This is a genomic window from Mesorhizobium sp. M1A.F.Ca.IN.022.06.1.1 (assembly GCF_003952605.1).
GTDB lineage: Bacteria > Pseudomonadota > Alphaproteobacteria > Rhizobiales > Rhizobiaceae > Mesorhizobium.
This window is the reverse complement of record NZ_CP034455.1, coordinates 1,907,000-1,928,947: the sequence shown is the minus strand read 5'-3', so window position 1 is coordinate 1,928,947 and position 21,948 is coordinate 1,907,000. Positions and strand designations below refer to the sequence as shown.

Sequence of the window (21,948 nt, the reverse complement as noted above, 5' to 3'; positions counted from 1 at the left end):
CATCGACGGTCGTGGTGCTGCATCGCGGGCGTATTGTCTGTAAGCGTTGAGCCGCACCTGACACATACGTCCTGATCCGTCACGAAGTCTTACGCCGGCGCGATACGACGCGGACGTGAAGAGAGCTAGTCTTAGCCGTCCGCAGGAATGAGCAGACCGTATTCCGTTATTTGCAGAGGCCGTGTTGGCGGATTTACGAATCTTCTGGTACTCCGCGACGCATAGTCCGACGTTTGCAGCCTGACGTTGTGTTATGTCTTTGCTGTTTAGAGGACGACGTGCCTTCTACCGTCGCGGGAACAGTGCTGAATTCGGGGCGGTAAATTGAGTCTTTGGTATCTGGATTATAATGGGGATGCTTGGGAAGGCATTTGCAACGTTCTCCTCGGCACGAAATACGGGACGGATTATCAGCCCATCGGCGACAAGGGTGGCGATCTAGGATTGGACGGGCTCAATCTACGAGCCGGTACGGCATACCAGGCGTACGGGCAGGAGCCTGAAAACAAGGATCCAGTATCCGGCGTTCGCAAAAAGATCGGAACTGACCTCAAGAAGCTGCAACTGAACGAAAGCGAAATAGCCGCGATCATTGGTAGTAAGAAGCTTCGGAACTGGGCCCTGCTCCTTAACAAGGAAACTCCCCACAACGACCTGCATCGATACGCAAAGCAAAAAGAGACAGAGGTCAAATCGTGGGGCCTTTCCATCATAGATCCGGACTTTCAAGTATCCATTCAGACACCATCGTTTCTTGAGACGGAATGGCTGGAGTATCAAAAACGGCGCGACGACAGGATAGAAGTCACGGTTGAGGATCAGCCCGTCCCCGCGCTCGTCGTTTTGCGACAAAATGAAAATTTTAAGCTCGTCTATGAAAAGTTCCGTCTCATTACGGACAATGATGAGGAGGCTGAGCAACTTGCCTATTTCGAATTGAAAAACTTTCTGGAAAATTCGATTCAGCTCAGCGAAATCCAACGCCGAGAACCTGACTTCTTCAGCCAAATTGAGGAAATTCGTTCAGACATCGAAAATGATGCCGAGCAGGGCAGCATCGCGGTCGGCTCCTGGAACTCATTCTCCCACGTTAAAACGACGCTCGAGGCCCGTCTCAACGCTGTCGTAGGCAGCCGTCTCGGCACCAAGACGCTGAGCAGGATCAGGAAGTTTACGATTGCAGACTGGCTGGTTCGCTGCCCTTTGAGGTTTAAGAGGAAAAGGTCGCTGCAGTGAACCCTGCCGAAAAGATCGAAATCGAGTTCACCCAGCGACCCGTCGATGTGCCCGCCGACCTAAGGCTCTATCGGCGGCTAGCCATGGTCTGCATCTCCGTGTCGGAATGCTGCCGCGCCGGCTCCGCATCGTTCAAGCAGCTTCATTTTATCAATTCGCTATTCATAAACGAGGATTTCCGAGGTCCGTACATGGAGTTCAGATCGGTCAGATTTTCGCCAAGGATCCTTGCGCCGTCTGCCGACCCCTACCTGAACCGATGTGTGAACTATGCCATGGGAGCGGGTCTCCTCGATCAGAAGGACGTTCAGCGTGGCTTTAGGGTGGAACTGACCGATAAGGGAACGGACTTTGTGAAAAGCCTCAGGAGCCAACAACTGGCGCTGGACGTATTTGCACTGGCCAGGGAAGTAGGCAGGATCTCTGAGAACGAAGTTCAGACCGTCATGAGGGAGGGCATCTAAATGCATCTCAGATATAGTCGAGTACGCCTCGAGGCGAAGCTTTTCAACGGTAAGCTCGCCTCATGCGAGGTCGAACTTCGTCCCGGCGCAAACCTCATCCTGACGGACAGCAACACACAAGGCAAAAGCACGCTCGTCAACGCTCTCGCGGTCGGGCTAGGATTAGACGATCTCGTGAAAGGCAATGTTGCCGCTCTGGTAAAGGACACATTGAGGGGCGCACAAGGGGATCAAAGGATTGTCGAAGCGGCAATTCTCCTCGAGATTGCCAACGCTTCTAATGAACTCTTGACCATCCGTCGATCCGTCAAACCGGAATTGTCACGCGGGATGCTGGTTCGGCGCGGGCCGCTCAGCCAATGGAGCGAGGCCGGATTGGAGGAATATTATTTGGGGTCAGGATCTTACACGGACACTAGAGGTTTCCACCGTTTGCTCTCCGAGTTCATCGGCTTCCCGGAGGTTCAAGTTATCTCTCAAGACGACGGCGTGATGCGGCTTTATCTGGAATACATATTCTCCGCGATTTTCATCGAACAAAAGCGCGGATGGGCGGATATCATGGCGAACATGCCTTATTATCGGGTCCGTGATCCCAAGAAATCCACCATCGCCGAACTTCTGGGACTCGACTACATCAGGAACAATCTGCAACGGAATGCCCTTAGGCTGGACGAGCAACGGCTGAAGGCGCGCTACGACACCGGAATCGCCATTGTTAGACGTCACGTAAACGGCAGACAGTTTTCAATTAAGGGTATTCCCTCGGACATCGGCGTAGGTTCATTCAGCCCGCAGATATTCAGAGTGACGGAGGGAGAAAAACAGCAATCCCTGGCAGATTTGCTGTCAGCCGCTGAGGCAGATCTCGCCAGCAAAATCGCACTAGCCGATCTTACGCCTCCAGATCCTAGCCTGCAAAGTCGGATAGACGAGATCTCAAAAAGGATCACAGCGCTGGTCACCAGGAAGAGCGAGCTCGACAACGCGATAGCGGCCATTCGCGGCAACGTTCGTCGTTATCAGCAGCGTCTGGAGGTGCTCGCACGGGACCTGCAAAAGAACAAGGAGGAGCTGAAAATCCGCCGGTTGTTCAACCGGGACGAATGGGCGATCACAAGTGCGTGCCCGGTTTGCGAGCAGTCGATCGATGGCACGCTACTGTCGCAGATGCGCAGCTTTCCGACCATGTCAATCGATGAAAATGTCGAATACATTACCGACCAACGAAACCTCTTGCAGGACATCATTAGCGTCGAGATCGCCAGGCGTGAGCGTCACCAGGTCGAATCAGAGCAGCTTGGAAACGAAATCAGTATTGCTCTGACCCAGCAGTCGGAAATCCAAAAAAGCCTGGCTGGTGCAATTCCATCGGAACTAATGGCGCGTGCCCGCGACATCGCGCGAATAGAGAACGCGATAGGGAGCTATCGCGATCTGCTCGACCAGACTAGCAGCGAGCTTGCCGCTCTTCTGAACATTTGGAACGAGTATCTTGACGTTGCTGGAAAGCTTTCGAAACTGAGGAGTGACCTGAGCGCTGACGACCAAAGCCTTCTACGGCAATTCCAAAGAACGTTCAGAGATTATCTCGGGCGCCTAGGTTTCAATTCTTTCGAGATCGGCTCCATGGTGATCGATGAGGGCTCTTTCATGCCGAGAGTCATCGTAAACGATCGTGACCGGCGGGTTCGGGCCGATTTCGGGACCTCGGCTAGTGACTGGATCCGCATCATAACGGCCTTCGTGCTCGCCCTTCACGCCAGCCGTGATAACTCCCAGAAAAGCAACCATCCGAATCTGACTGTTTTCGACGAGCCTGCCCAGCAGAACATCGACCGACAAGATTACCTCAAGTTCTTCGATATCGTCGCAGACGTTTGCAGGAAGGGGGGCAGGTTATCGTTGCCGCGACTGACAAGGATCACGCGGTTCGGGCGAGGGCACAAGGCCTTCACATGCACGTCATCGATTTCGGTTCAGAGTATATTCTGCGATAGAGCTTCATCGCCTCCTCGTGCCTTTTGCTAACGGCCCACAGTGCGCCAAGTATCATTCTGCGCAGTATCCGCATCACGAGGATTGCTGGCGCGGCGCTTCATCGACGAGGGGCTGCGGGCTACATCACTCCGAAACCGCAGTCGTTCAGCCGTTCATGGGGGAGCCCGGGAGCGGCTGCCATATTCTCGACGATACCGCGTATCTGTGCCGCAGTAGGGTTCGGCTCGGCTTGTGAGCAAAAGCCTACCGCCCCCGAGATGCAAGGGCTCGCCTAACCCGTGTCGTTCATCCAAGGGCTCGGCATCACCGCCTGTAAGCGGTGTTCTCAGGCCACGGCCTTGAGCTCGAGCTTGTTGATGTAGACCCAAGGCAGGAGATCGTCGATCTGGCTGTTGGGGTGGCCGTTGACGATCCTGGTGAGGACATCGGCGAGATAGCCGAGCGGTTCGACACCATTGAGCTTGCAGGTTTCGATCAGCGAGGCGATGACTGCCCAGTGTTCGGCGCCGCCGTCAGAGCCTGCGAAGAGCGCGTTCTTGCGGTTGAGCGCGATCGGACGGATCGAGCGTTCGACGGTGTTGCTGTCGATCTCGATGCGGCCGTCGTCAAGGAAGCGCGAGAGGCCTTCCCAGCGTGAGAGCGTGTAGCGGATTGCCTCTGCGAGCTTGGTCTTCTGACTGATCAGGCCGAGCTTCTCACGCAGCCAGGGTTCGAGATCGGCGACGATGGCGCGGCTTTTGTCCTGACGCATCGCGCGGCGCTCGTTGGCCGATCGGCCACGGATGTCATCCTCGATCTTGTAGAGTTCGGCGATCCGTCTCAGCGCCTCGCTGGCGATCGGCGCGGGACCGGCTGCTGCCAGTTCATAAAAGCGCCGACGGACATGCGCCCAGCAGAAGGCGAGCGTGACGCCGCTTTTGTCGGCCAGCACGCGATAGCCGCCATAGCCGTCGACCTGCAAGATTCCGGTGAAGCCTGCGAGATGAGCGATCGGACGCTCGGCCTTTCGGTCCGGCGCATAGACATAGGCGACGCCCGGCGGGTCGCTCCCCTCCCATGGTCGGTCATCGCGGGCATAGGCCCAGAGTTGACCTGTCTTAGTCTTGCCGCGGCCGGGATTGAGCACCGGCGCGGTCGTCTCGTCGGCGAAGAGTTTTGGCGAGGACTTCAGCTTGCCAAGCAGCCGCTCATGCACCGGACGCAGGTGCCAGGCGGCGCGGCCGACCCAGTCGGCGAGCGTAGAGCGATCGAGATTGATACCCTGCCGGGCGTAGATCTGCGCCTGACGATAGAGCGGAAGGTGATCGGCATATTTTGAGACCAGCACCTGGGCGACCGTTGCCTCGGTCGGAAGACCACCCTCGATCAGCCGGGCCGGCGCGGGAGCCTGAACCACGACGTCCTCGCAGGCGCGGCAGGCATATTTGGGCCGCCGCACGACGATTACACGCAGCTGCGCCGGAACGATGTCGAGCCGCTCGCTCACGTCCTCGCCGATCCGATGCAAGCCATTGCGGCAGCATGGGCAGGCATGGTCCTCGATGTCGACGATCATTTCCACCCGCGGCAGATGGGATGGCAACGCGCCGCGGTTCGTCCGGCGCTTCCTGGCGCGCTCCAGGCGCTCTGCGGGAGATGCTTGTTCGTTCTCTTCCTCGTCGGCGGCCTCGATCTGCTCGGCCTCTTCGAGCCCCAGCAGCAATTGATCCTCGGGGAGCGTCTCGGCACGCCGGCCGAAGCGGTGACGCTGCAATTCCTTGATGATCTGAATCAGACGGGCATTCTCGACGTCGCGCGCCAGGACCATCGCCTTCAGCGCGTCCGGATCGTCGGGAAGCTGGTCAGCCGTCATCGCCATGAGCGGATCAGACCATATTCGCCGACAGCCCGCGACAGCGGAATCCAGGCTGATTCACTTCGTCGCGGGTCAGCCCGCCTGGGCTGGAACGCGGGTCCGGCGCGCCTCGTGGACTCGCCGCCAGTCGAGACCTTCGAGTAGCGCCGAGAGCTGCGCGGCCGTCAGCCGCATCATGCCGTCATGCACTTTCGGCCAGCGGAACTCCCCATCCTCCAAACGCTTGGCATAGAGGCAAACCCCGGTGCCATCCCAGAAGATCAGCTTGATCCGGTCAGCCCGCTTCGCCCGGAAGACGTAGACGGCCCCGCTGAACGGATCGGCCCCCATTGTCTCTCGCACCAGCGCCGCCAATCCCTCCGCACCCTTGCGGAAGTCGACGGGCTTCGTCGCCACCATGACCTTGACCGCACCCGTCGGCCCGATCACGACGTCGCCTTCAGCGCGCGGATCACTGCGGCCACCGTCTTGGTATCGGCGCCCCGGCCGACGCGCATCGCGACGCCGTCGATCTCAAGCTCGATCATGCCGGCATCTCGGGTGGCTTGCCGTTTCCGCTGCTTCGGTGAACGGCTGGCTACAGGTTCCGCCGCCGCCACAACCGCCGGCACAAAGGCAGGAGAATCTTGCTGCACCGAAGCGACCTGTTTGCGCGCTTCGCGGCGCCAGGCGAAGACCTGCTGCGGCCTGAGACCATAACGGCGGGCGACCTCGGAAATGATCGCATTCGGCTCCAGCGTCTCTGCGATGATCCGCGCCTTGTCATCCACCGACCAGTGACGCCGACCGCCGGCACCGTTGATCACCTCGAAACGCCGAAGCTGCCGCTCCGGGTCAAGCGTAAGGTCAAGTCCAGACACAAGCCGATCTCCGATCCCAATACAGGATCGGCAACCTCACAGATCGCGACCACTCCCGAAAGGTGGTCAGGAAACACCGCTTACCACCGCCTAGGTCATTGGCGGCAAGCATTTCGGTGCAGGCGACGTTTGGGGCCTTGCGGCGCGTGCGGGTCGCTGACTTGAGGTGATGTGAGCCCGGCGGCCCACCTCGTGAGGTTAGTCACCGAAATAACGCGCTGACCGGTGGCGAGCGGACTGACCGAAGACGTATCCACATTCTGACTTCGCCGAAAGAATGATACGGGCCATCCCCGAGGTCGGCACCGGATCGTTGCGCTCGACCCAGGCGTGAAAGATATCATCGCGAAACGAGGCTTTGGAGTCGAACCTCAGATCCCCGACATTACGCCGACGACTCAACAGGGGTGTGAATAGATCGAGATGTAGTTCGCTGTTGGCTGGTGATGAATCTCGTTGTAGATGCTGCATCGTGAGATCGGAAGCTGTAAGTCCCAAGGAACTCGCCTGGTTCGATCGGGCCGATCCTATCGCCGTTCGGGCCGGATGATAGAATGCCTGCCGTTCGTACCCAAGATCGTTCTCGTTTCCCAAGGCGTCTTTGATGCGCTCGCCGATCGGTTCCCATTCGAGTACGTGGTCCCGGCCTTGGAATGCGTGAACCGGGTTGGTTGGAGCGAAACGTAAGTCAACTAACGAACCCACGCATATTGGTAGGTATGACGAGGTTGAGAACTAGCTATGTTCTCTCACGGAGAACAAGTTGTGGAATGAGCCATTGAACCTCGTCCCCTAGAAGCGCTTTGCCGATCCCACCGATGCGCTCCTTAGTGGGGATGCCGGTTATCAGAGGACGCGAAGTGGCGAAAGTATACTTGGATTTGGTCGAGGCCTCAATGGCACCTCCGTGAGGAGGAGGTTTGGGGCGAGAACAGTGGGCCTCGTAGCTGAGCGCTCGGTCAACACGCCGCCGACTTTCGTTGAAGTAATTGCTGGTGAATCGCGTCCGGAAGCTCAACGCTGCCCATCAGCTCCAAACTCAGGATTAAGAAGGTACACACGATGGTCGATAGGGTTTTTGATCGCAGTAACGCTCTCTATGTGAAGACAGTGCCCGGAAAAGGGCGTGGTTTATTCGCCAATATTAATTTTAAGATTGGAGATTTAATTGAGCGAGCTCCAACGTGGGAATTTGACGATCGACAAGCAAATGTCATAGATCTCACAGGGGTACTTCAATATTACTTCGTTCGGGGCGACAAAAATCAAAAAATTGGTCCTTTGGCGCGCTATGTTGTTTTTGGACTCGCGTCGTTGGTAAATCATTCTGTGAACCCTAATTCAGAAACGGTTTGGGCTGATGAAGAATCCGGCGCATGGGCCAGCCTTGTAGCAATTAGAGACATAAAGGCGGACGAGGAAATAACACAAACATACACGAACATCTCTGATTATCCGAAGACTATTAAGTTCGTTGAATGATGTGCGACAGCCAGAACGAAGAGGTCATATTTGGCAAAACTCGGAAAAACATCCTTAATTTACTTGTAAAAAACAACGAAGGTTCAATGTGGAGAATAGCATGTCAGACATTTTTGCCTATGACGAGAGTAGGGCTTCCACATATGAAAAATTTACCAGCTTATTAGGGAAAGTTGCGGAGGCAGACGAAACTGCTGCCCTCCTCGAGCAACTTTCCAGAGGAGGAGGGGCTCTTGAGCTCGGTATTGGCAATGGGCGCGTAGCGGTGCCGTTGAGCGAGCGGGGAGTCAGGGTCGAAGGCATCGACAATTCAGAAAGCATGTTAAAACTTCTCGCCAAACGTACTGATGTGATCAAAGCCTGGAAGGGGGACATTTCCGATTTCAGCTCAGAACAACGCTACGATCTGGTCTATTGTGTTTATGGCACATTCACCCTGCTCTCCACGCGCGAAGAGCAAATAGCCTGCCTTCGATCGGCTGCGGAGGCGCTAACAGAGAAGGGGGTTGTGGTAATAGAAGTTCGTGTTCCACCCTTGGACGGTTTTGTCGGCGGCCAGAAAACTACTACGATGTACGTTGATCATGAGAATACCTTTGTCAATGCGGTACTCCATGACCCAGTAAACCAGAACTTGACTTCAACCATCCTCTGGTTTTCTGGTACATCCGTCAGACGTTTACCACAACGCGTTCGGTACGTTTATCACCAGGAGCTCGATACAATGGCCGAATGCGTTGGGCTGGAGCTGGCGGAGCGTTGGGGAGATTGGGCGAGGGGCGCGTTCACCAATGAATCCAAAGGTCACATCTCAGTTTACCGGCGAACCAGCTTGTAGTTGGTGACCTGCCTCTGAAGGTTCGTCTTAGTGAGAGCCTCGGCGGTCAGCCGATGTCAATCTTTGGGCCGCCCTTGGCCGGACGCTGCCTGGGGCCATACCTCAACCTTGGGCCGGTACTTGCGCCGACTCACGTTCAAAAATGGCGCTGGCCGCGCGGTAAAGACCGCCCTGGTCTAAGTCCCCGCCATGCCCAGCGGCTACACCTATAACGGTTTGATCGATCCGTCCGGCCTGGGCATCATCGAAGAGACCTGGCCAAGACCGACATGACGCCTACCCATGCTGGGCACCACGTGACCACTGGCTGGTCGACAAAACTGCCACGGGCACGCGGGCTAATTCATTCTGCTGTCTCAGTTGCCTCCTTTCTGTCACAGGGCCCGCGATTGCTGCTCAAAGCTCATCCCTCGCAAAGCCCTTATCTGGCGGCCTCATGTCGCCCCGAGACGACCGCGCTCTCGGTAAACGATACCTCTTGGCAACTTGGCGCCCGTTCGGCGAGTAGAAGAGTGACATTATAACAGTGCTTCTTGATCGCATTGAACGGGGAGGCCAGCATTTCGATTCGCCCGGAGATTACGCCCATCCCCTGCGTTCGCGCTCGAGCTGAATCCAGTCGAACACGTGGCATCCGCACCAATTGGCTCGTGAACCGCGCCTTCGAGGTCCAGAAGGCCGTTTATTAGGCGCGGCCTGCGAGCTTCGATACTTAGGATACGTTCGTGCATGCCGAACGGCTCCAATTGGTAAATCAAGCCCGCATCCGCTCGCCCTTCGGGTCATACATCGGTTTGAGGGAGACTTCCGCGGCAAAGCATTCGCCGGCGATCTCAATCTCGTATGAAGAGGAGAGCAGAGCTGCCTCGCTTTCGTCCTTGCACGGTACATACCCAAGGCCGATAGCTCCACCGAGCGTGTGCCCGTAGTCTCCGGAAGTGATTGTTCCGGCGATCCGACCGTCTCGGAAAACGACTTCGTTCTTATGAAGTAGAGGGGCAGGGTCTTTAAGGCGGAACTGAACCAACCGACGGTCGAGTCCCGCCTCAAGTTTTCTCAGCACCGCATCGCGGCCAATATATCCAGGCTTTGCCGTCTCGACAGCGAAGCCCAGCCCCGCTTCGAGCACGTGTTCCCCGCTGCCAACATCGTCGGGGAGGTGCCGACATGCCTTCTCCATGCGGCACGAGCCGAGGGCATGGAGCCCACACAGCTTGAGTCCGACATCGGCACCCGCCGCCTCGATTACTTCGAACACATGTGCGGCTTGGTCAGTCGAAATGTAGATCTCCCAGCCCAGCTCGCCGACAGAGGCCACTCTATGGGCCCGCGCCAGACCCATCCCGATCTCAATCTCCTGCCAGGTGCTGTAAGGGTTGTTCTCGTTGGAGAAGTCATTCGGACTCACTTTGCCGAGCAGTTCGCGCGATTTCGGTCCCATCACTGCCAGGATGCTTTCCGACGCCGACACATCGACGATAACAACGAACTCGTCGCCTAGATGCCGCCTAAGCCAACAGAGATTGGTTTGTAATGTGAGGGCTGACACGACCAGCAGGAAAGCAGTCTCCGTGAGACGACTCACGGTCAGATCGCTCTCGATCCCGCCTCGCTCGTTCAGCATTTGCGTATAGACGATCCGGCCAACCGGCACGTCGACATCATTGGAGCAAAGTCGCTGGAGGAACGTGGTAGCGTCTCGGCCCTCCACTCGGATTTTTCCGAATGAGGTTAAGTCGAAGATACCAACGCGTTCGCGTATCGCCAGGTGCTCTTCGCGCTGATTATCGAACCAGTTTTGGCGATACCAGGAGTATCGGTATTCACGCTCCTGGCCCTTCCTGGCAAACCAGTTGGCTCGCTCCCAGCCCACCATCTCACCGAACACCGCCCCACGTGCCTTGAGATGTTCATGAATTGGCGAGCGTCGAATGCCGCGTGCTGTTGTCATCTGACGAGCGGGGAAGTGGTCGCCAAACGAGAGTCCCACTACCTCCGAAACCCGCTCTCTCAAATACAAACGGTTTTTCTGTAAGGACTCCATCCGACGGATGTCCACGCCCGACAAGTCGAAGGGCGGCTCATCGTCATTCATCCACTGCGCCAGCGCTAAGCCCGCACCCCCTGAGGCAGCTATTCCTGTACTGTTGTAACCACATGCGACCCAATAGCCCCTAACACCAGGAGCTTCACCGAGGTGGTATTGGTCGTCCGGAGTGAAGCTTTCCGGGCCGTTGAAGAAAGTACGAATACCGGCTGTTGCCAGCATCGGAACTCGCTTGAGAGCCTTCTCAACAATGGGTTCGAAATGCGCAAAGTCCTCGGACAACTGATCGAAGCAGAAGCTTTCCGGGATGCCGTTCATCCCCCACGGCTTCGCCTTCGGTTCGACTGCCCCAAAGAGAATTTTCCCTGCATCCTCCTTGTAGTACGTATATTCGTCGAGAACTCGTAGGACCGGCAGTCGATTTAGCCCATCTATTGGCTCTGTAATCATGTAGAAATGTTCGCACGCATGCAATGGAACCGCGACGTCACTTCTGGCGCCGAATTCCCGTGCCCACATCCCCGCGCAGTTTACTACGTTATCTGTTTCAATTACCCCTCGCTCACCATCCTTCTCCCATGTCACGCCCGACACCCGTCCGTTCCTCGCCTGAACACCGGCTACCTTCACTCCCTCAAAGATTGCGGCGCCACGCTGGCGTGCGCCTTTGGCCAGCGCCATCGCGACGTTGCCTGGATCACATTGTCCATCATTAGGGAAATGAAGCGCAGCAGTGACATCAGACACATCGATATGAGGGTACATTCCCTCGAGTTCTCGCACAGAGATCTTTCGCGCCTCCACGCCGTAGGCGGGTGCGAGAGAGAGTTGCCTGTAGAGCTCGTGCTTGCGCTCTTGGGTAACTGCGATAGACAATGAGCCGACGCGGCGAAGTCCGGTTGCAATCCCTGTCTCTTCCTCCAGGCTCAAGTAGAGTTGCATTGAGTACTTGGTCAATTTCGTCATGTCGCTAGACCCGCGAAGCTCGCTGAGTAATCCGGCGGCGTGCCAGGTCGTGCCGCACGTAAGTTGCTTACGCTCGAGCAGGATCACGTCCGTCCATCCTAGCTTCACTAAGTGATATGCGACGGAGCACCCCGACACGCCCCCTCCGATTATGACGGCTCGTGCTTTGGAAGGCAGTGGCTTCATTTCCGATACCTCAACCCGGCAAAATTCTGGTGCGACTATCATTGTAAGCTCCTGTTCAGTTTCTTTTCGGCACCCTCGCCAGAGCCAGGGGGGCGCGCCGTCCAGTTGTTCGGGATGAATGGTGAGCCTGGCGAGACCACGAGGCCACCGCAGGTCGCTATCCCTTGTCGCCCTCGCGAAGAGTGCCCGGCCAGAGCCGCATGGCGGGCTGGCGGGCGACGGACCGCGGCCGTATGGCGCCAGGACCAGAATAGTCTTGGTCGGGCATGTAACGGCGGAAAGCACCTGTCCTGATCCGATGGCGCGCGCTTGGTCGGGCGAGCGCCATCGCAACTAAATTCTTTCCGATCCAAGTGCGGCTGTCTTCGGCGAATGAGTAGAACGGATTGCTCTGGAAGTTGCGTTTGTGGTCACGAACTTTCCGGTATCGTCTAGCCGTAGCCAAGCTCGGGACGTTCGACGTGCCGGCGTTACTCGATGCCGATTGGAAAGCAAACGCACCTTCTTGCGTCGGCTCGGGAACGCTCGGTGTCGCGGGGGCGAACGCATGTTCGGCGAACGTGATCATGGGATTGGTCCGTGCGGCGCGGCAGTGCTTTGGTAGATTGGGACAGCACGTGTCGTGCCAAATGAGAAAATCATTTCAGAACAATGAGTCGCTCTGACGGGATTTGTGTCTCATGTCCGACATCGTCACAGATCCGTGTGCAGACGATCGAGCGGCTGCGTCCCCAGCGCTGGACGGGGAAGCAGATCGCTGCCGAGGCGGGTGTCTCGCCGGCAATTGTCAGCCGCGTTCTACACCGGTTGGGCCTCAAGGAGCTGAGCGCCTTGGAACCCGAACCCGTTCGCCGCTATGAACGGGAGCATCGGGCAAACTCATTCATCCCGACCTCAACAAACTTGGCCGCATCGGCTAGTCTAGGTGGGGCATCGCATCACTAGACGGCGGACAGGCACGGTCAACCGGCATCTCGGCATTGGCTGGGAGTTCGTCCACGTCTGCATTGACGGCGCCTCTCGCGTCACCTTCGTGCAGGTCATGCCGGATGAGCGCAAGGCGAGCGCCGCTGCCTCCTGGAGGCCGCCGTCGCCTATTATGCCAAGCTGGGCATCCGGGTCGAGCCCGTGATAACCGACAGTGGCTCCTGCTACCGGTCAAAGGCTTTGCGGGCAGCCTGCAAACGTCTGGGTCTACGCATTGGGGGGGTAAAACGCCGATTCCCTGCGCGAATGGACGATGAATCGTGCAAATCGGTCCAGTGAAGCTGATATAAGCGAGCGATCTCCTTGGCTCAACCAACAAATTCCACCCAACCCGCCCACCATGTTCCGGATTTCGATCGCAAGCTGTAACCGAATCAGTTCTGCCGCCGCTGTCCTGTTGCCCAACGACCAGGACCTCTGTGCGGCGCGCCCTGCGGGTGTACCTCCCCGCCGGCAGGGCGCCCTTTTTGACCCACGTAATCAGAATCATTATGGCCCGTCCGGAATCGAGGGTCTAGTAAAGGTCATCTGCACGTTCCGATGCAGATTGAGCTTAGACTCGCCCTTTACATCATTGCAGCGGGCCACGGTCGCCGGTTCCAAAGCGCGGCAACGCCGAAGATATCTTCCTTCACATCACAAAGAGCAGAATAATCATTGCGGTGAATTTTATCACGTCAGGTATATAAAAGGACGATACTCACACGCCATCCCGTTCACAAGGAAAAGGCATTTTAACATTGTTGAGACGATTTGCCTATCAAAGAAAAGAAAGCATCGCAACACTTCGTTCCGGATCATGGCGCCCTGGGTGGGGGATGAGCGGCTATCCGAATTGTTATGCTAATGCCGACCAAAATTCCTGCAAAAGCTGGGTCAATGATGGCTTTTGGTCAGCGCAGGATGATTTCTCCTGATTTGGACGGTGCAGGGGCGGTCATGATTTAATGCATGGAGATTCTCTGATTGAGCTGTTGAAAGATCAAGAGGCGTCTGCCAGACGCCCATCGGGCGAGCCCAGCATGATTGGGATGACCGGCGAAGATCGAAAGTGTGGCAGCATTCTGGAGCCTGGTCAGCCCAGCGACGCCCGCGAAGTCAATCGCGTTTGTCGGGAAATACACGACGCAGCCGGAAGGCGTGCAGAAAGAGGAAGAATCGAGCGCGACGATGACGAGGGACCTGCCACTTGTTTTCGAGACATTCCTTGAAAGACTGTCACAGAGTATCGATGAGGCAGATTTCCGGGATGCCATGGCTGAGGCGGCCGGACGACTTGACCTAATCTCCTTTGCCTACCTCTCCTTGCCAGCACGGCCTTCCGGCAAACCGAGGCTAATTTCGAACTATCCACCCGGCTGGACCAGACAGTATCTGGAAAATCAGTATGAGAAACTCGATCCTGTGGTCTTGCGTGCTCGAAATGGCGGCTGCCCGTTTCACTGGGGATCGAATTTCGGGGGCGATAAAATGTCGCCGGCTCAACAGCAGCTATTCGATGAGGCGGCTCAATTCAGCATCTGCTGCGGTTTGACGATCCCGATTGTCGATCTCCGCGGCCGCATCGCTGCGGTTACTTTTGCCGCCGATGAGCCTCGTCCAGTATTTCTTCGGGTCGCTGAGCGGTACGAACAAGCTCTTCAGCTGATGGCGGCCTGCTTTCATCGTTGCGTTCGCCGCAAACTGCCGAGCGATCGAACAGTGGATGGGATTTCGCTGACATCCCGCGAATATGAGTGCCTGCGGTGGGCAGCGCGGGGTAATTCAGCCTGGGTGACCGGCCGCATCTTGGGCATCAAGTCACGCACGATCGCTTTTCATTTGGACAATGCCAAGAAGAAGCTAGGCGTGCGAACCCAAAATCAGGCTATAGCCCTTTTGGGGTCCGAAGGGTCCTCAATTCTCTGAGAAGCTTTTTGATCCGCTTGTGCTCGGGCCATTCGATCGCGCGGTTTGTATCGAGCGTTGACTGGATGCCGAGATCTTCTGTTCCGCCGGCTCGGTCAGGGCGATGCAGCCGTATTCTTCCAGTCCGCGCCGGTGATCTTAGTCTATCGGTGCTCGAGCGGGTGTTTCGTCGCTGACGAGCTAGTCGTGCGGTTATATAGTTTCCGACGATGGCCCGCTTGCATACCTGCCTGCCGGTAATCTCTAACCGTTGACTTAGGGCGATGGCTTTCGGTTATCCGGCTTGAAAGCGAAGAGGTGGACCATTCTGCGTCGAGCGCCGGCACGATATGCAGCGCTGCTCCGGGCTATTACCCATCCAGACAGAGCGGAACCTTCTATCACGTCAGACGCTCGGACAATTGCCAAAACCCGATTTCCTGGGAACTGAATTGTGCTCGCCACCGGGTCCATTTTGCCGGCGCGTCTGTGGTGCAGGTCCCGATCAGCCTGACCACTGGCTGCCACAGGAACTGCCTACTTGTATGACCGAGCACTGCGCATTTGTCAGCTGGCGAACAATTCCTTGTAGCCGCTCGTCACCATCCAGTTCGCACGGTCGAGATGACTACGAAGCGCCTTCCTGGCGCGCTCCGGTTCAAGTGCCGGATCAATGCCGAGGATCAGATGGGCCATTTCCTCTTCGGGCGCCTCATCGGCTGAGGCGTCCAGGAGCCTCATATAGGTGGTAAAGTGCGCCCTGTCGTAGGCGGTAAGACGGTCAGACCAAGGGACTTCGTCGAGCAGTGTTGAGCTTTGAGTCTTACCTGTTGCCGTTGATCGATTCATGTCTGCCGCGAACCTCGCATGTTGATCGCTGGATCCAAGGCAGAATATCCCAAAATGGGATAATCCGAAACGGGGATTAGTCGCTGAGCCGGTCTTTACCTGACCGGTTCACCTAAATGCCCAAATCTCTTCGATCTCCCCGCCACCAGCGGTTTCTGGCCCAGTTGATCTCACTGCGCAAGGTCAAAGGACTGACGCAGGCGCAGGTGGCTGAGAAGCTTGGTCGTCCGCAATCTTTCGTGGCGAAATATGAGGGTGGAGAGCGGCGTCTCGATATCATTGAGTTTCTCGACGTAACTGCGGCCCTCGACGCTGATCCGTGTGAGATTCTGTTGAGCCTGCGGACGTAGTGGGCGCCCGCGCCCATCACCGCGCGTGCCGGGTGCCGGTGGGTCGATCCCCGCTTTTCTTGGCTCAGGGCGTCTCGACCATTCCGCTGCGCCTCCTAGTGCGTCGTTAGACTCTCGTAATTCTTTCTGTTGTGCCTTTCCCAGCAGGTGGCGCCGCATCCTTCTAGGCCCGCCGCGGCGTCCCGCAACCCTTAGCTAGCTGTGAGCTTTCAGTAGGTTGTCCATCCGGTCCTTCGGATGCGGTGCGGCTCAGACGGCGGGCCCGTTCCTGTCATGACTCGCCGCCGCACCGCTTCCTGGGAAGCAGCCATTGGCGAGCGGAGGACAAAACGATGAGACTGCGAAGCGCTGGGCCATCCGCGCCGACTGGAAGTCCTCGCGATCATCTTCGAGCGCTTTCGCGCTGTGGTGATGCGTCGATGCATGGTGGTTACGCGACTTCGTTGCTTGAAGCGAAGCGACCGCACCGCCCATTTCGTCAACTGGCGAACAAATCCTTGTAGCCGCTCGTCACCACCCAGTTTGCACGGTCGAGATGACTGCGAAGAACGTTCCGTGCGCGCTCCGGTTCGCGTGCCGGATCAATGCCGAGGATCACACGGGCCATTTCCTCTTCAGTGGCGTTGTCGGCTGAGGCGTCCAGGAGCCTCATATAGGTTGTAAAGTGGTCCTTGTCGTAGGCTGTAATGCGGTCCGACCAGGGGACCTCGTCGGCAAACGGCGTGTTCGATTTGGGCTGTAACATCGCTAATTCTATCTCCGGCCAATGGACCCGCGAAGCCCTCTGCCTGCTAAATGTGGATTACATATTATAGTTGATAAACTCAAGCCGCCTGATCCGCTGGCTTGCGTGCATGGATATGCGCAAGTTGGTCGGACGGAATGTGCAGAGGATCAGGCAAAGGAAGCGTCTGACGCAGGAGCAGCTTGCGGAGATTTCCGGGTTCAGTCAGCAGTACATCAGCGGCTTGGAGAAAGGCCGAAGAAATCCGACAATTATCACGATCTATGAACTGGCATTGGCCCTCGGCGTCAGCCACATGGATCTGGTTCGGCCCGACAAACAGGCCTGATGCACCTGCCCTCCAAGTACCTGGCGGCCTGACGGCGCGCGCCGGGTGCTCGTGAACCCCATCCGCTTTTCTTAGGGCCCCCCGGCAGCCCCTGCCATTTGGCTCGCCTGGCACGGGCGCACCCTATTGGACAGTCGGCCGTTGCGGTTTTTGTCAGCCTTTCCTGGGGCGTGGGGGTTGGTCGGCATCCCCTTTTAGGCCCGCCGCGGCCTCCCGCAACCTTCGCTCTCGCTTCAGGTCCTTCTCTTCGTTACGGTCCTTCGGATGCGGTCCGCCGCTTTCAGCGGGCCTAATCGCTTTCTGCCGCCCACCCACGGGGACAGGCACGCGAGACTGGTATGGAGCGTTACGGTTAGCGCGCGAACAGCAAAGGAACTGAAAAAACAGGCAACTGTCGCAGCATGGCTGAACCAGCCATCGTGTCGGCATCTAGGAGCCGCGTGTTCGCCTTGCGCTGACACGAAGCTCAGACATGACGTCCGGGAGACGATGCTGGCAAATGGTCTGGCTGAAGCATTCCACCCATAATACCAAAGCCCGTCCCGATCCAAAGCGCTTCTAAGCACTCCATCTCAGGCGCAAGGCCGGTTGGCCAGTGCACCTTCTTGGTCCGCCAGAAGAGAACCCCGCCCGACAATAGCTTCATGAGGTCTTGCCCTGCAGTGTCGACCGTAAAAAAAGGGCGCGCGAGGCGCCCTTCACTTTAAACCGGCAGTCGGGAAGCAGACTTCACTCTGATATTCAAAAGCGGTAGGTGACACCTGCGCCTATCAGCCAGGGATCGAGCTCCGCCTTCCCCGTCAGCTTCGCGCCGGCCACCGTGACGTCGAAGTCCGGCTTCAGGAAAAGCTTCTTCACGTCGAAGTTGACGCCCCAGTGCTCGTCCACCATGTAGTCGAAACCGACCTGCAGCGCCGTGCCGAACGTATTCTTCACCTTGAGAGCGTCGGCGCTGCCGGTGTCCTGGTTATAGAAAACCGTGTAGTTCACGCCGGCGCCGACATAGGGCTTGAACGCGCCGAAATCGGTAAAATGGTACTGCAACGTGAGCGTCGGCGGCAGCAGCCAAACTTTGCCGATGCTGCCCAACCCACCGATCGTCCCTTGGCCCGCGATGTTGGCATAGGTGGTACCGAGTATGAGTTCGGCGGCGATGTTGTCGGTGAAGAAATACGAGATATCGAGTTCCGGCGTCACCGTGTTCGAATAGGAAAGACCGGAGCCGGGAAGCGTATCAACGTAGCCCAGATCTTTCGTAACGACGCCCAACCCCCGCAGGCGGACCTGCCAAGGGCTTGGCGCTTCGGTGACCGAGGCTCCCGTCTCCGCCAGGACGGTCTCTGCTTGCGCAGGCTCCGCGGCGACGGCCTGCTGTCCCACGATGATCAGGGCCACCGCCGCTGCTATTGCCCGCGCTACGCCCATTCGCGTTCTCGCCATGATATTCACTCCTTGATGTTCAGAAAGGATGCACTGCACTATTTCGTCTCCTGCTCGAATGAATTGTTGATGGAGCTCAAATGCTCCTCTTGCGTTGCAACGCGTACCGCCATCTCCGGAAGGTGATCGTTGAAGTCGATTGCGCTGCGGAGAAAATTGGTGCCTAGACTGATGAATGCGGCTTGCTCCCGATTGTCCTTGCCGTAGCCGTGCCCGCCTGCGCTGGCCTCGTAGAAGTAAGCGGGATAGCCAAGAGCCTGCAGTTTTGCGGCCATCTTGCGCGCATGGCCCGGATGGACGCGGTCGTCGCGTTTCGTGGTGGCGATCAGGATAGGCGGATAGGGCTGTCCCGGCGCCGCGGCGTGATAGGCGGAGATTTCCTTCAGGAAAGCCCAATCGTGAGCCTTGTCCGGATCGCCATATTCGTCGATCCAGCTCGCGCCCGCTAAGAGCTTGGTGTAGCGACGCATGTCGATAAGCGGAATTGTGCAGAACAGAGCCCCGAAATGCTCAGGATAGCGGGTCAGCATGTTGGCGATCAGCAGGCCGCCGTTTGAGCCGCCCTCGGCGGCAATCCGCCTCGGCAGGGTGATGCCCCTTCGCACGAGGTCGGCGGCAACGGCGGCGAAATCGTCATGGGCCAGACGCTTGCCCTCCCTGCGCCCGGCATCATGCCAGCGGGTGCCGAACTCGCCGCCGCCGCGGATGTTCGCCTCCACACACGTGCCGCCGCGCTCGAGCCACAGCTTGCCCAGCGGGGAGTTGTAGTAGGGCAGGAGTGATACGCCGAACCCGCCATAAGCGGAAAGGTGAATCGGAGCATCTCCGTTCCCGTTCGCCGGACCAACCTGCGTATAGGGGATCAGCTCATGATCGATAGAGATTGCGTCGTGGCGCGTGACCACCAGTCCGGATGCATCGAAATTCTCCGGGCTGCGCTTCAGGATTGCTGAAGCGCTGAGAGACGGCGCGGCATTCAGATCGAACAGCAAGAGCTGCGGCGGCGTGATCGGATCCTGAGCACAGATCAGGACCTCTCCATTGGTCTCGTGAACTGCCGCATCGAATGACCAGACGTCGACAGTACCTTCGGCGGGCAGGGTGTTCAGGACTCGGCGCGTCCATTCCTGGTGGCCGGGAGTGAACATCTCGAAACGCGGTGCGAGATTGACGAGGTAAGAGATAATGAGCTTCCCGTCATTCCAGAAGAATGACTGCATGGAGCGCCTTTCCCCTGGTTGAAACAGGGTCTCAAAACGGCGTCCGCCGGCGAGGAAAGTGGAAAGCGAGATGACGATCAGCGCGTCGGCGGGATGGGTGGTGCCTCCCACCGTCCAGGGCTTGCGCGGCCTTACCGCCAGCCAGTCGCCGAAGACCCGCCACGACGCGTCGCGAGGAAGATCGATCTGCCTCCTCGGCCCGCTCCTATCGCCGATCCAGCTGATCTTCTCGAAGAAGGCCGGCTGCTCGATGAACCAAAGGCGCTCGCTGCGGCCGGTGCGGTCCGAATGACCAGACACTTGGAAGCTTTCGAACCCGGCCTCGAAGATTGCCGGCGTGGTGAGGGGATCCGCGTCACGCTTCCACAGTCGAACTGTGCGCGCATAGCCGGAGCGGGTGGCCATGCCATTACCAAGCGCACTGGAAAGCAGAAGCGTGTCAGGGTCCAGCCAATTAACGTAGCCTTTGGCCTCGGGGAGGTTGAAGCCGTCGGCGACAAAGCTCAGAGAAATCAGGTCGAATTCGCGATGCACGACCGCGTCGCTGCCGCCGCGCGACAGGCGCAGAACGGCTCTTTCCCGTCTCTCCGGCTCGATGGACGCGCCGTCCCAGATCCAGTCCTCTCCGTCGCTAGCCGCGAGAGCATCCAGATCGAGCAGTAGCTCCCATTGGGGATCCGCCTTCATGTAGGCGGCAAGGGTGGTCCGGCGCCACAGTCCGCGTGGATTACCGTCATCTCGCCAGTAATTGTAGAGGTACTGACTACGGCGCGCGATCAGGGGAAGATTGTCGCGATTGTCGAAAATGGCTGTCAGAGCCGCGCGGTCGCGCTCGAACTGCGTTCCACCGAAGTGCTTCAGAGTCCTTGCCGATTGGCCGGCGGCCCAGGCAAGTGCCCGCTCGCCCTCTACATCTTCAAGCCAGACATAGGGATCGTCGTCGGGAGCATCAAGCGTTGGACGGACATCAAATGCGTTCATGTCCGGACAGCCTTCAGAAAGAAGGGATAGAGGCTTCCGTCGGCTCGGGAACGCTCAGTGTCGGTAGCGGCGCCCACATGTTCGAAAAGCGTGATCATTGATGAGTTCTTCCAGTCGGTGCGGCATCGCAGTGCTTTTGCGCATAGGGCCGCAACCTTCGTGCCAACTGGGAAAATCGTTTCGGAACAATGCGATCGCTCTGGAAGCGTTGTGTCACATGTCCGACATCGTCGAGAATCCGACAACGAGTGCTCCTCCTAATCACCGGATCAACCTCCGGCGCCAGTCGTGGACACTGTGCAGAACTCGAGAAGTGAAGCTCATTGGAGTGAACCTGGTTGACGCCCAACATCTTCGCTCTGGAGCGCTTCACGCACACGGATTCATGGCAGACACCATGATGCGATCGATGCTGTTAGAGACCAAGCTGGCTGCGCCTGTGAGTTTCAGCCGCCAGCTGGAAGCAGCGGAGTTCTGAGGAGAAGGGTGGGGGGCCCAAGCCCTGCCGCAATCTTGGCCTGCACCGTCCCCTTGATTGTTGTGGGTCAACGTCTGCCTGCCCGCTGAATTTGGCACGCCTTACACCTACGTCACGACCAAGACCTTCCTGTTGCACTTCGGCCTCGACACACTGCGGGATTTGCCCGATTTCGAGGCGATTGAGGTTGCCGCGCTGCTCAGCAAGGAGAAGCTGCTGGCGGGCGATACTCCCATCGGGCTGGTGAGTGGTGGAGGAGGTGAGGAGCGACACTCCAAGGCCAGGACGGGCTAGCGCAGCAGATACATGGAAGTAATCGCTTGATATGAGCGGTTGAGAGTCGAATCAGGGAACTATGCGATCACTATCGATAAGAGGTGGCAATATCGATCGTGATTGTATCGGGCCACTCTACGGCGAAGGAGGCGGCAACTTGTGTCTCCGACCCGAAACGATTACCTTGCGGCCATTATGAGCAAGCATTTGGCATCCGTCTTGACGACGTGAACGCGCCCTGCAGCGTACAGCTGGACGACGCGGCGCTGGCCGATTGCTTTGCGGATCTCGATTTGGCCAAGCAGCATCCCGCTCATGTCAGCGCCTTTCTCGGCGAGGTCCCTCTCGCCCAGCAAGTCGAGTTCGCAACCGCGCACCACATTCGCGGTCGACGAGATGAAGGCTTTTGCCGCCAAGTTCTCTGCCTGGTCCGGCGAAAGCTATCCGCTCGCCGCATAATGGCTGGACATGA

The 21,948-nt window shown here is 57.8% G+C and carries 18 protein-coding genes and 2 pseudogenes; 11 read left to right on the top strand and 9 right to left on the bottom strand.

Annotation, left to right across the window (positions count from 1 at the left end; all coding sequences use genetic code 11):
• Positions 1–324 precede the first annotated feature (324 nt).
• The 3 genes from EJ078_RS09295 to EJ078_RS09285 are packed head-to-tail and all read left to right on the top strand — an operon-like array spanning position 325 to position 3,731.
• On the top strand, positions 325–1,236 hold the full coding sequence (locus EJ078_RS09295; RefSeq protein ID WP_127313403.1) for a hypothetical protein: 912 nt from the start codon (positions 325–327) through the stop codon (positions 1,234–1,236).
• A complete protein-coding gene (locus EJ078_RS09290) occupies positions 1,233–1,700 on the top strand; it encodes a hypothetical protein (RefSeq protein WP_091597927.1) in 468 nt (155 codons plus the stop codon). The genes EJ078_RS09295 and EJ078_RS09290 overlap by 4 nt, the downstream gene beginning before the upstream one ends.
• Entirely contained in the window at positions 1,701–3,731 is a 2,031-nt protein-coding gene (locus EJ078_RS09285) for a hypothetical protein (protein WP_208721220.1), read from the top strand. It begins immediately after the preceding gene.
• A gap of 295 nt (positions 3,732–4,026) precedes the next feature.
• Here EJ078_RS09285 and EJ078_RS09280 read toward each other — a convergent pair whose 3' ends face one another.
• The 3 genes from EJ078_RS09280 to EJ078_RS09270 form a co-directional block, all read right to left on the bottom strand.
• A complete protein-coding gene (locus EJ078_RS09280; protein WP_024505579.1) occupies positions 4,027–5,559 on the bottom strand; it encodes an IS66 family transposase in 1,533 nt (510 codons plus the stop codon).
• Positions 5,560–5,628: 69 nt separating this feature from the next.
• The gene (tnpB, locus tag EJ078_RS09275) at positions 5,629–5,985 is read right to left on the bottom strand and encodes an IS66 family insertion sequence element accessory protein TnpB (protein ID WP_024505580.1); all 357 of its coding nucleotides are present in this window, start codon (positions 5,983–5,985) and stop codon (positions 5,629–5,631) included.
• Complete coding sequence (locus EJ078_RS09270) at positions 5,982–6,416, bottom strand: transposase (RefSeq protein ID WP_024505581.1); 435 nt, start codon at positions 6,414–6,416, stop codon at positions 5,982–5,984. Before EJ078_RS09270 ends, tnpB begins: the two co-directional genes overlap by 4 nt.
• Before the next feature lie 1,062 nt (positions 6,417–7,478).
• Here EJ078_RS09270 and EJ078_RS09265 point away from each other — a divergent pair.
• Positions 7,479–7,898 carry an SET domain-containing protein-lysine N-methyltransferase gene (locus EJ078_RS09265; protein ID WP_091597921.1) on the top strand — a complete coding sequence of 140 codons (420 nt, stop codon included), beginning with the start codon at positions 7,479–7,481 and terminating at the stop codon, positions 7,896–7,898.
• 100 nt (positions 7,899–7,998) lie between these two features.
• Positions 7,999–8,736: a class I SAM-dependent methyltransferase gene (locus EJ078_RS09260; RefSeq protein ID WP_091598019.1), complete on the top strand. Its 738-nt coding sequence runs from the start codon at positions 7,999–8,001 to the stop codon at positions 8,734–8,736.
• A gap of 754 nt (positions 8,737–9,490) precedes the next feature.
• Here the strand turns inward: EJ078_RS09260 and EJ078_RS09255 are convergent.
• On the bottom strand, positions 9,491–11,935 hold the full coding sequence (locus EJ078_RS09255; RefSeq protein ID WP_127313476.1) for an FAD-dependent oxidoreductase: 2,445 nt from the start codon (positions 11,933–11,935) through the stop codon (positions 9,491–9,493).
• Between the two features lie 723 nt (positions 11,936–12,658).
• On the opposite strand from EJ078_RS09255, the pseudogene EJ078_RS30245 reads away from it, so the two are divergent.
• Both EJ078_RS30245 and EJ078_RS09250 read left to right on the top strand, forming a co-directional pair.
• Positions 12,659–13,099 (top strand): annotated as a pseudogene (locus EJ078_RS30245) (IS481 family transposase); the annotation flags it as partial.
• Between the two features lie 993 nt (positions 13,100–14,092).
• Positions 14,093–14,830, top strand: a complete 738-nt coding sequence (locus tag EJ078_RS09250; protein ID WP_127313477.1) for a LuxR family transcriptional regulator — start codon at positions 14,093–14,095, stop codon at positions 14,828–14,830.
• A gap of 546 nt (positions 14,831–15,376) precedes the next feature.
• Here EJ078_RS09250 and EJ078_RS09245 read toward each other — a convergent pair.
• A complete protein-coding gene (locus tag EJ078_RS09245) occupies positions 15,377–15,658 on the bottom strand; it encodes a DUF2285 domain-containing protein (RefSeq protein ID WP_051695304.1) in 282 nt (93 codons plus the stop codon).
• Between the two features lie 116 nt (positions 15,659–15,774).
• On the opposite strand from EJ078_RS09245, the gene EJ078_RS09240 reads away from it, so the two are divergent.
• Entirely contained in the window at positions 15,775–16,008 is a 234-nt protein-coding gene (locus EJ078_RS09240) for a helix-turn-helix transcriptional regulator (RefSeq protein WP_029354710.1), read from the top strand.
• A gap of 478 nt (positions 16,009–16,486) precedes the next feature.
• Here EJ078_RS09240 and EJ078_RS09235 read toward each other — a convergent pair whose 3' ends face one another.
• Positions 16,487–16,753: a DUF2285 domain-containing protein gene (locus EJ078_RS09235; RefSeq protein WP_128261181.1), complete on the bottom strand. Its 267-nt coding sequence runs from the start codon at positions 16,751–16,753 to the stop codon at positions 16,487–16,489.
• Between the two features lie 109 nt (positions 16,754–16,862).
• Between EJ078_RS09235 and EJ078_RS09230 the strand changes: the two genes are divergently transcribed.
• Positions 16,863–17,081 (top strand): helix-turn-helix transcriptional regulator, encoded by a 219-nt coding sequence (locus EJ078_RS09230; RefSeq protein ID WP_029354714.1) that lies wholly within the window; start codon positions 16,863–16,865, stop codon positions 17,079–17,081.
• 741 nt (positions 17,082–17,822) lie between these two features.
• On the opposite strand, the gene EJ078_RS09225 is transcribed toward EJ078_RS09230, so the two are convergent.
• Both EJ078_RS09225 and EJ078_RS09220 read right to left on the bottom strand, forming a co-directional pair.
• Positions 17,823–18,521 (bottom strand): OmpW family protein, encoded by a 699-nt coding sequence (locus tag EJ078_RS09225; protein ID WP_135929615.1) that lies wholly within the window; start codon positions 18,519–18,521, stop codon positions 17,823–17,825.
• Between the two features lie 38 nt (positions 18,522–18,559).
• Complete coding sequence (locus EJ078_RS09220; RefSeq protein WP_208721218.1) at positions 18,560–20,722, bottom strand: prolyl oligopeptidase family serine peptidase; 2,163 nt, start codon at positions 20,720–20,722, stop codon at positions 18,560–18,562.
• Positions 20,723–20,939: 217 nt separating this feature from the next.
• On the opposite strand from EJ078_RS09220, the gene EJ078_RS09215 reads away from it, so the two are divergent.
• Both EJ078_RS09215 and EJ078_RS09210 read left to right on the top strand, forming a co-directional pair.
• Positions 20,940–21,200, top strand: coding sequence for a hypothetical protein (locus tag EJ078_RS09215; RefSeq protein ID WP_095769041.1), 261 nt, complete (start codon positions 20,940–20,942; stop codon positions 21,198–21,200).
• 93 nt (positions 21,201–21,293) lie between these two features.
• Positions 21,294–21,494 (top strand): annotated as a pseudogene (locus EJ078_RS09210) (SMC-Scp complex subunit ScpB); the annotation flags it as partial.
• Positions 21,495–21,655: 161 nt separating this feature from the next.
• Here EJ078_RS09210 and EJ078_RS09205 read toward each other — a convergent pair.
• Positions 21,656–21,892 (bottom strand): hypothetical protein, encoded by a 237-nt coding sequence (locus tag EJ078_RS09205; protein ID WP_063169293.1) that lies wholly within the window; start codon positions 21,890–21,892, stop codon positions 21,656–21,658.
• Positions 21,893–21,948: the final 56 nt, after the last annotated feature.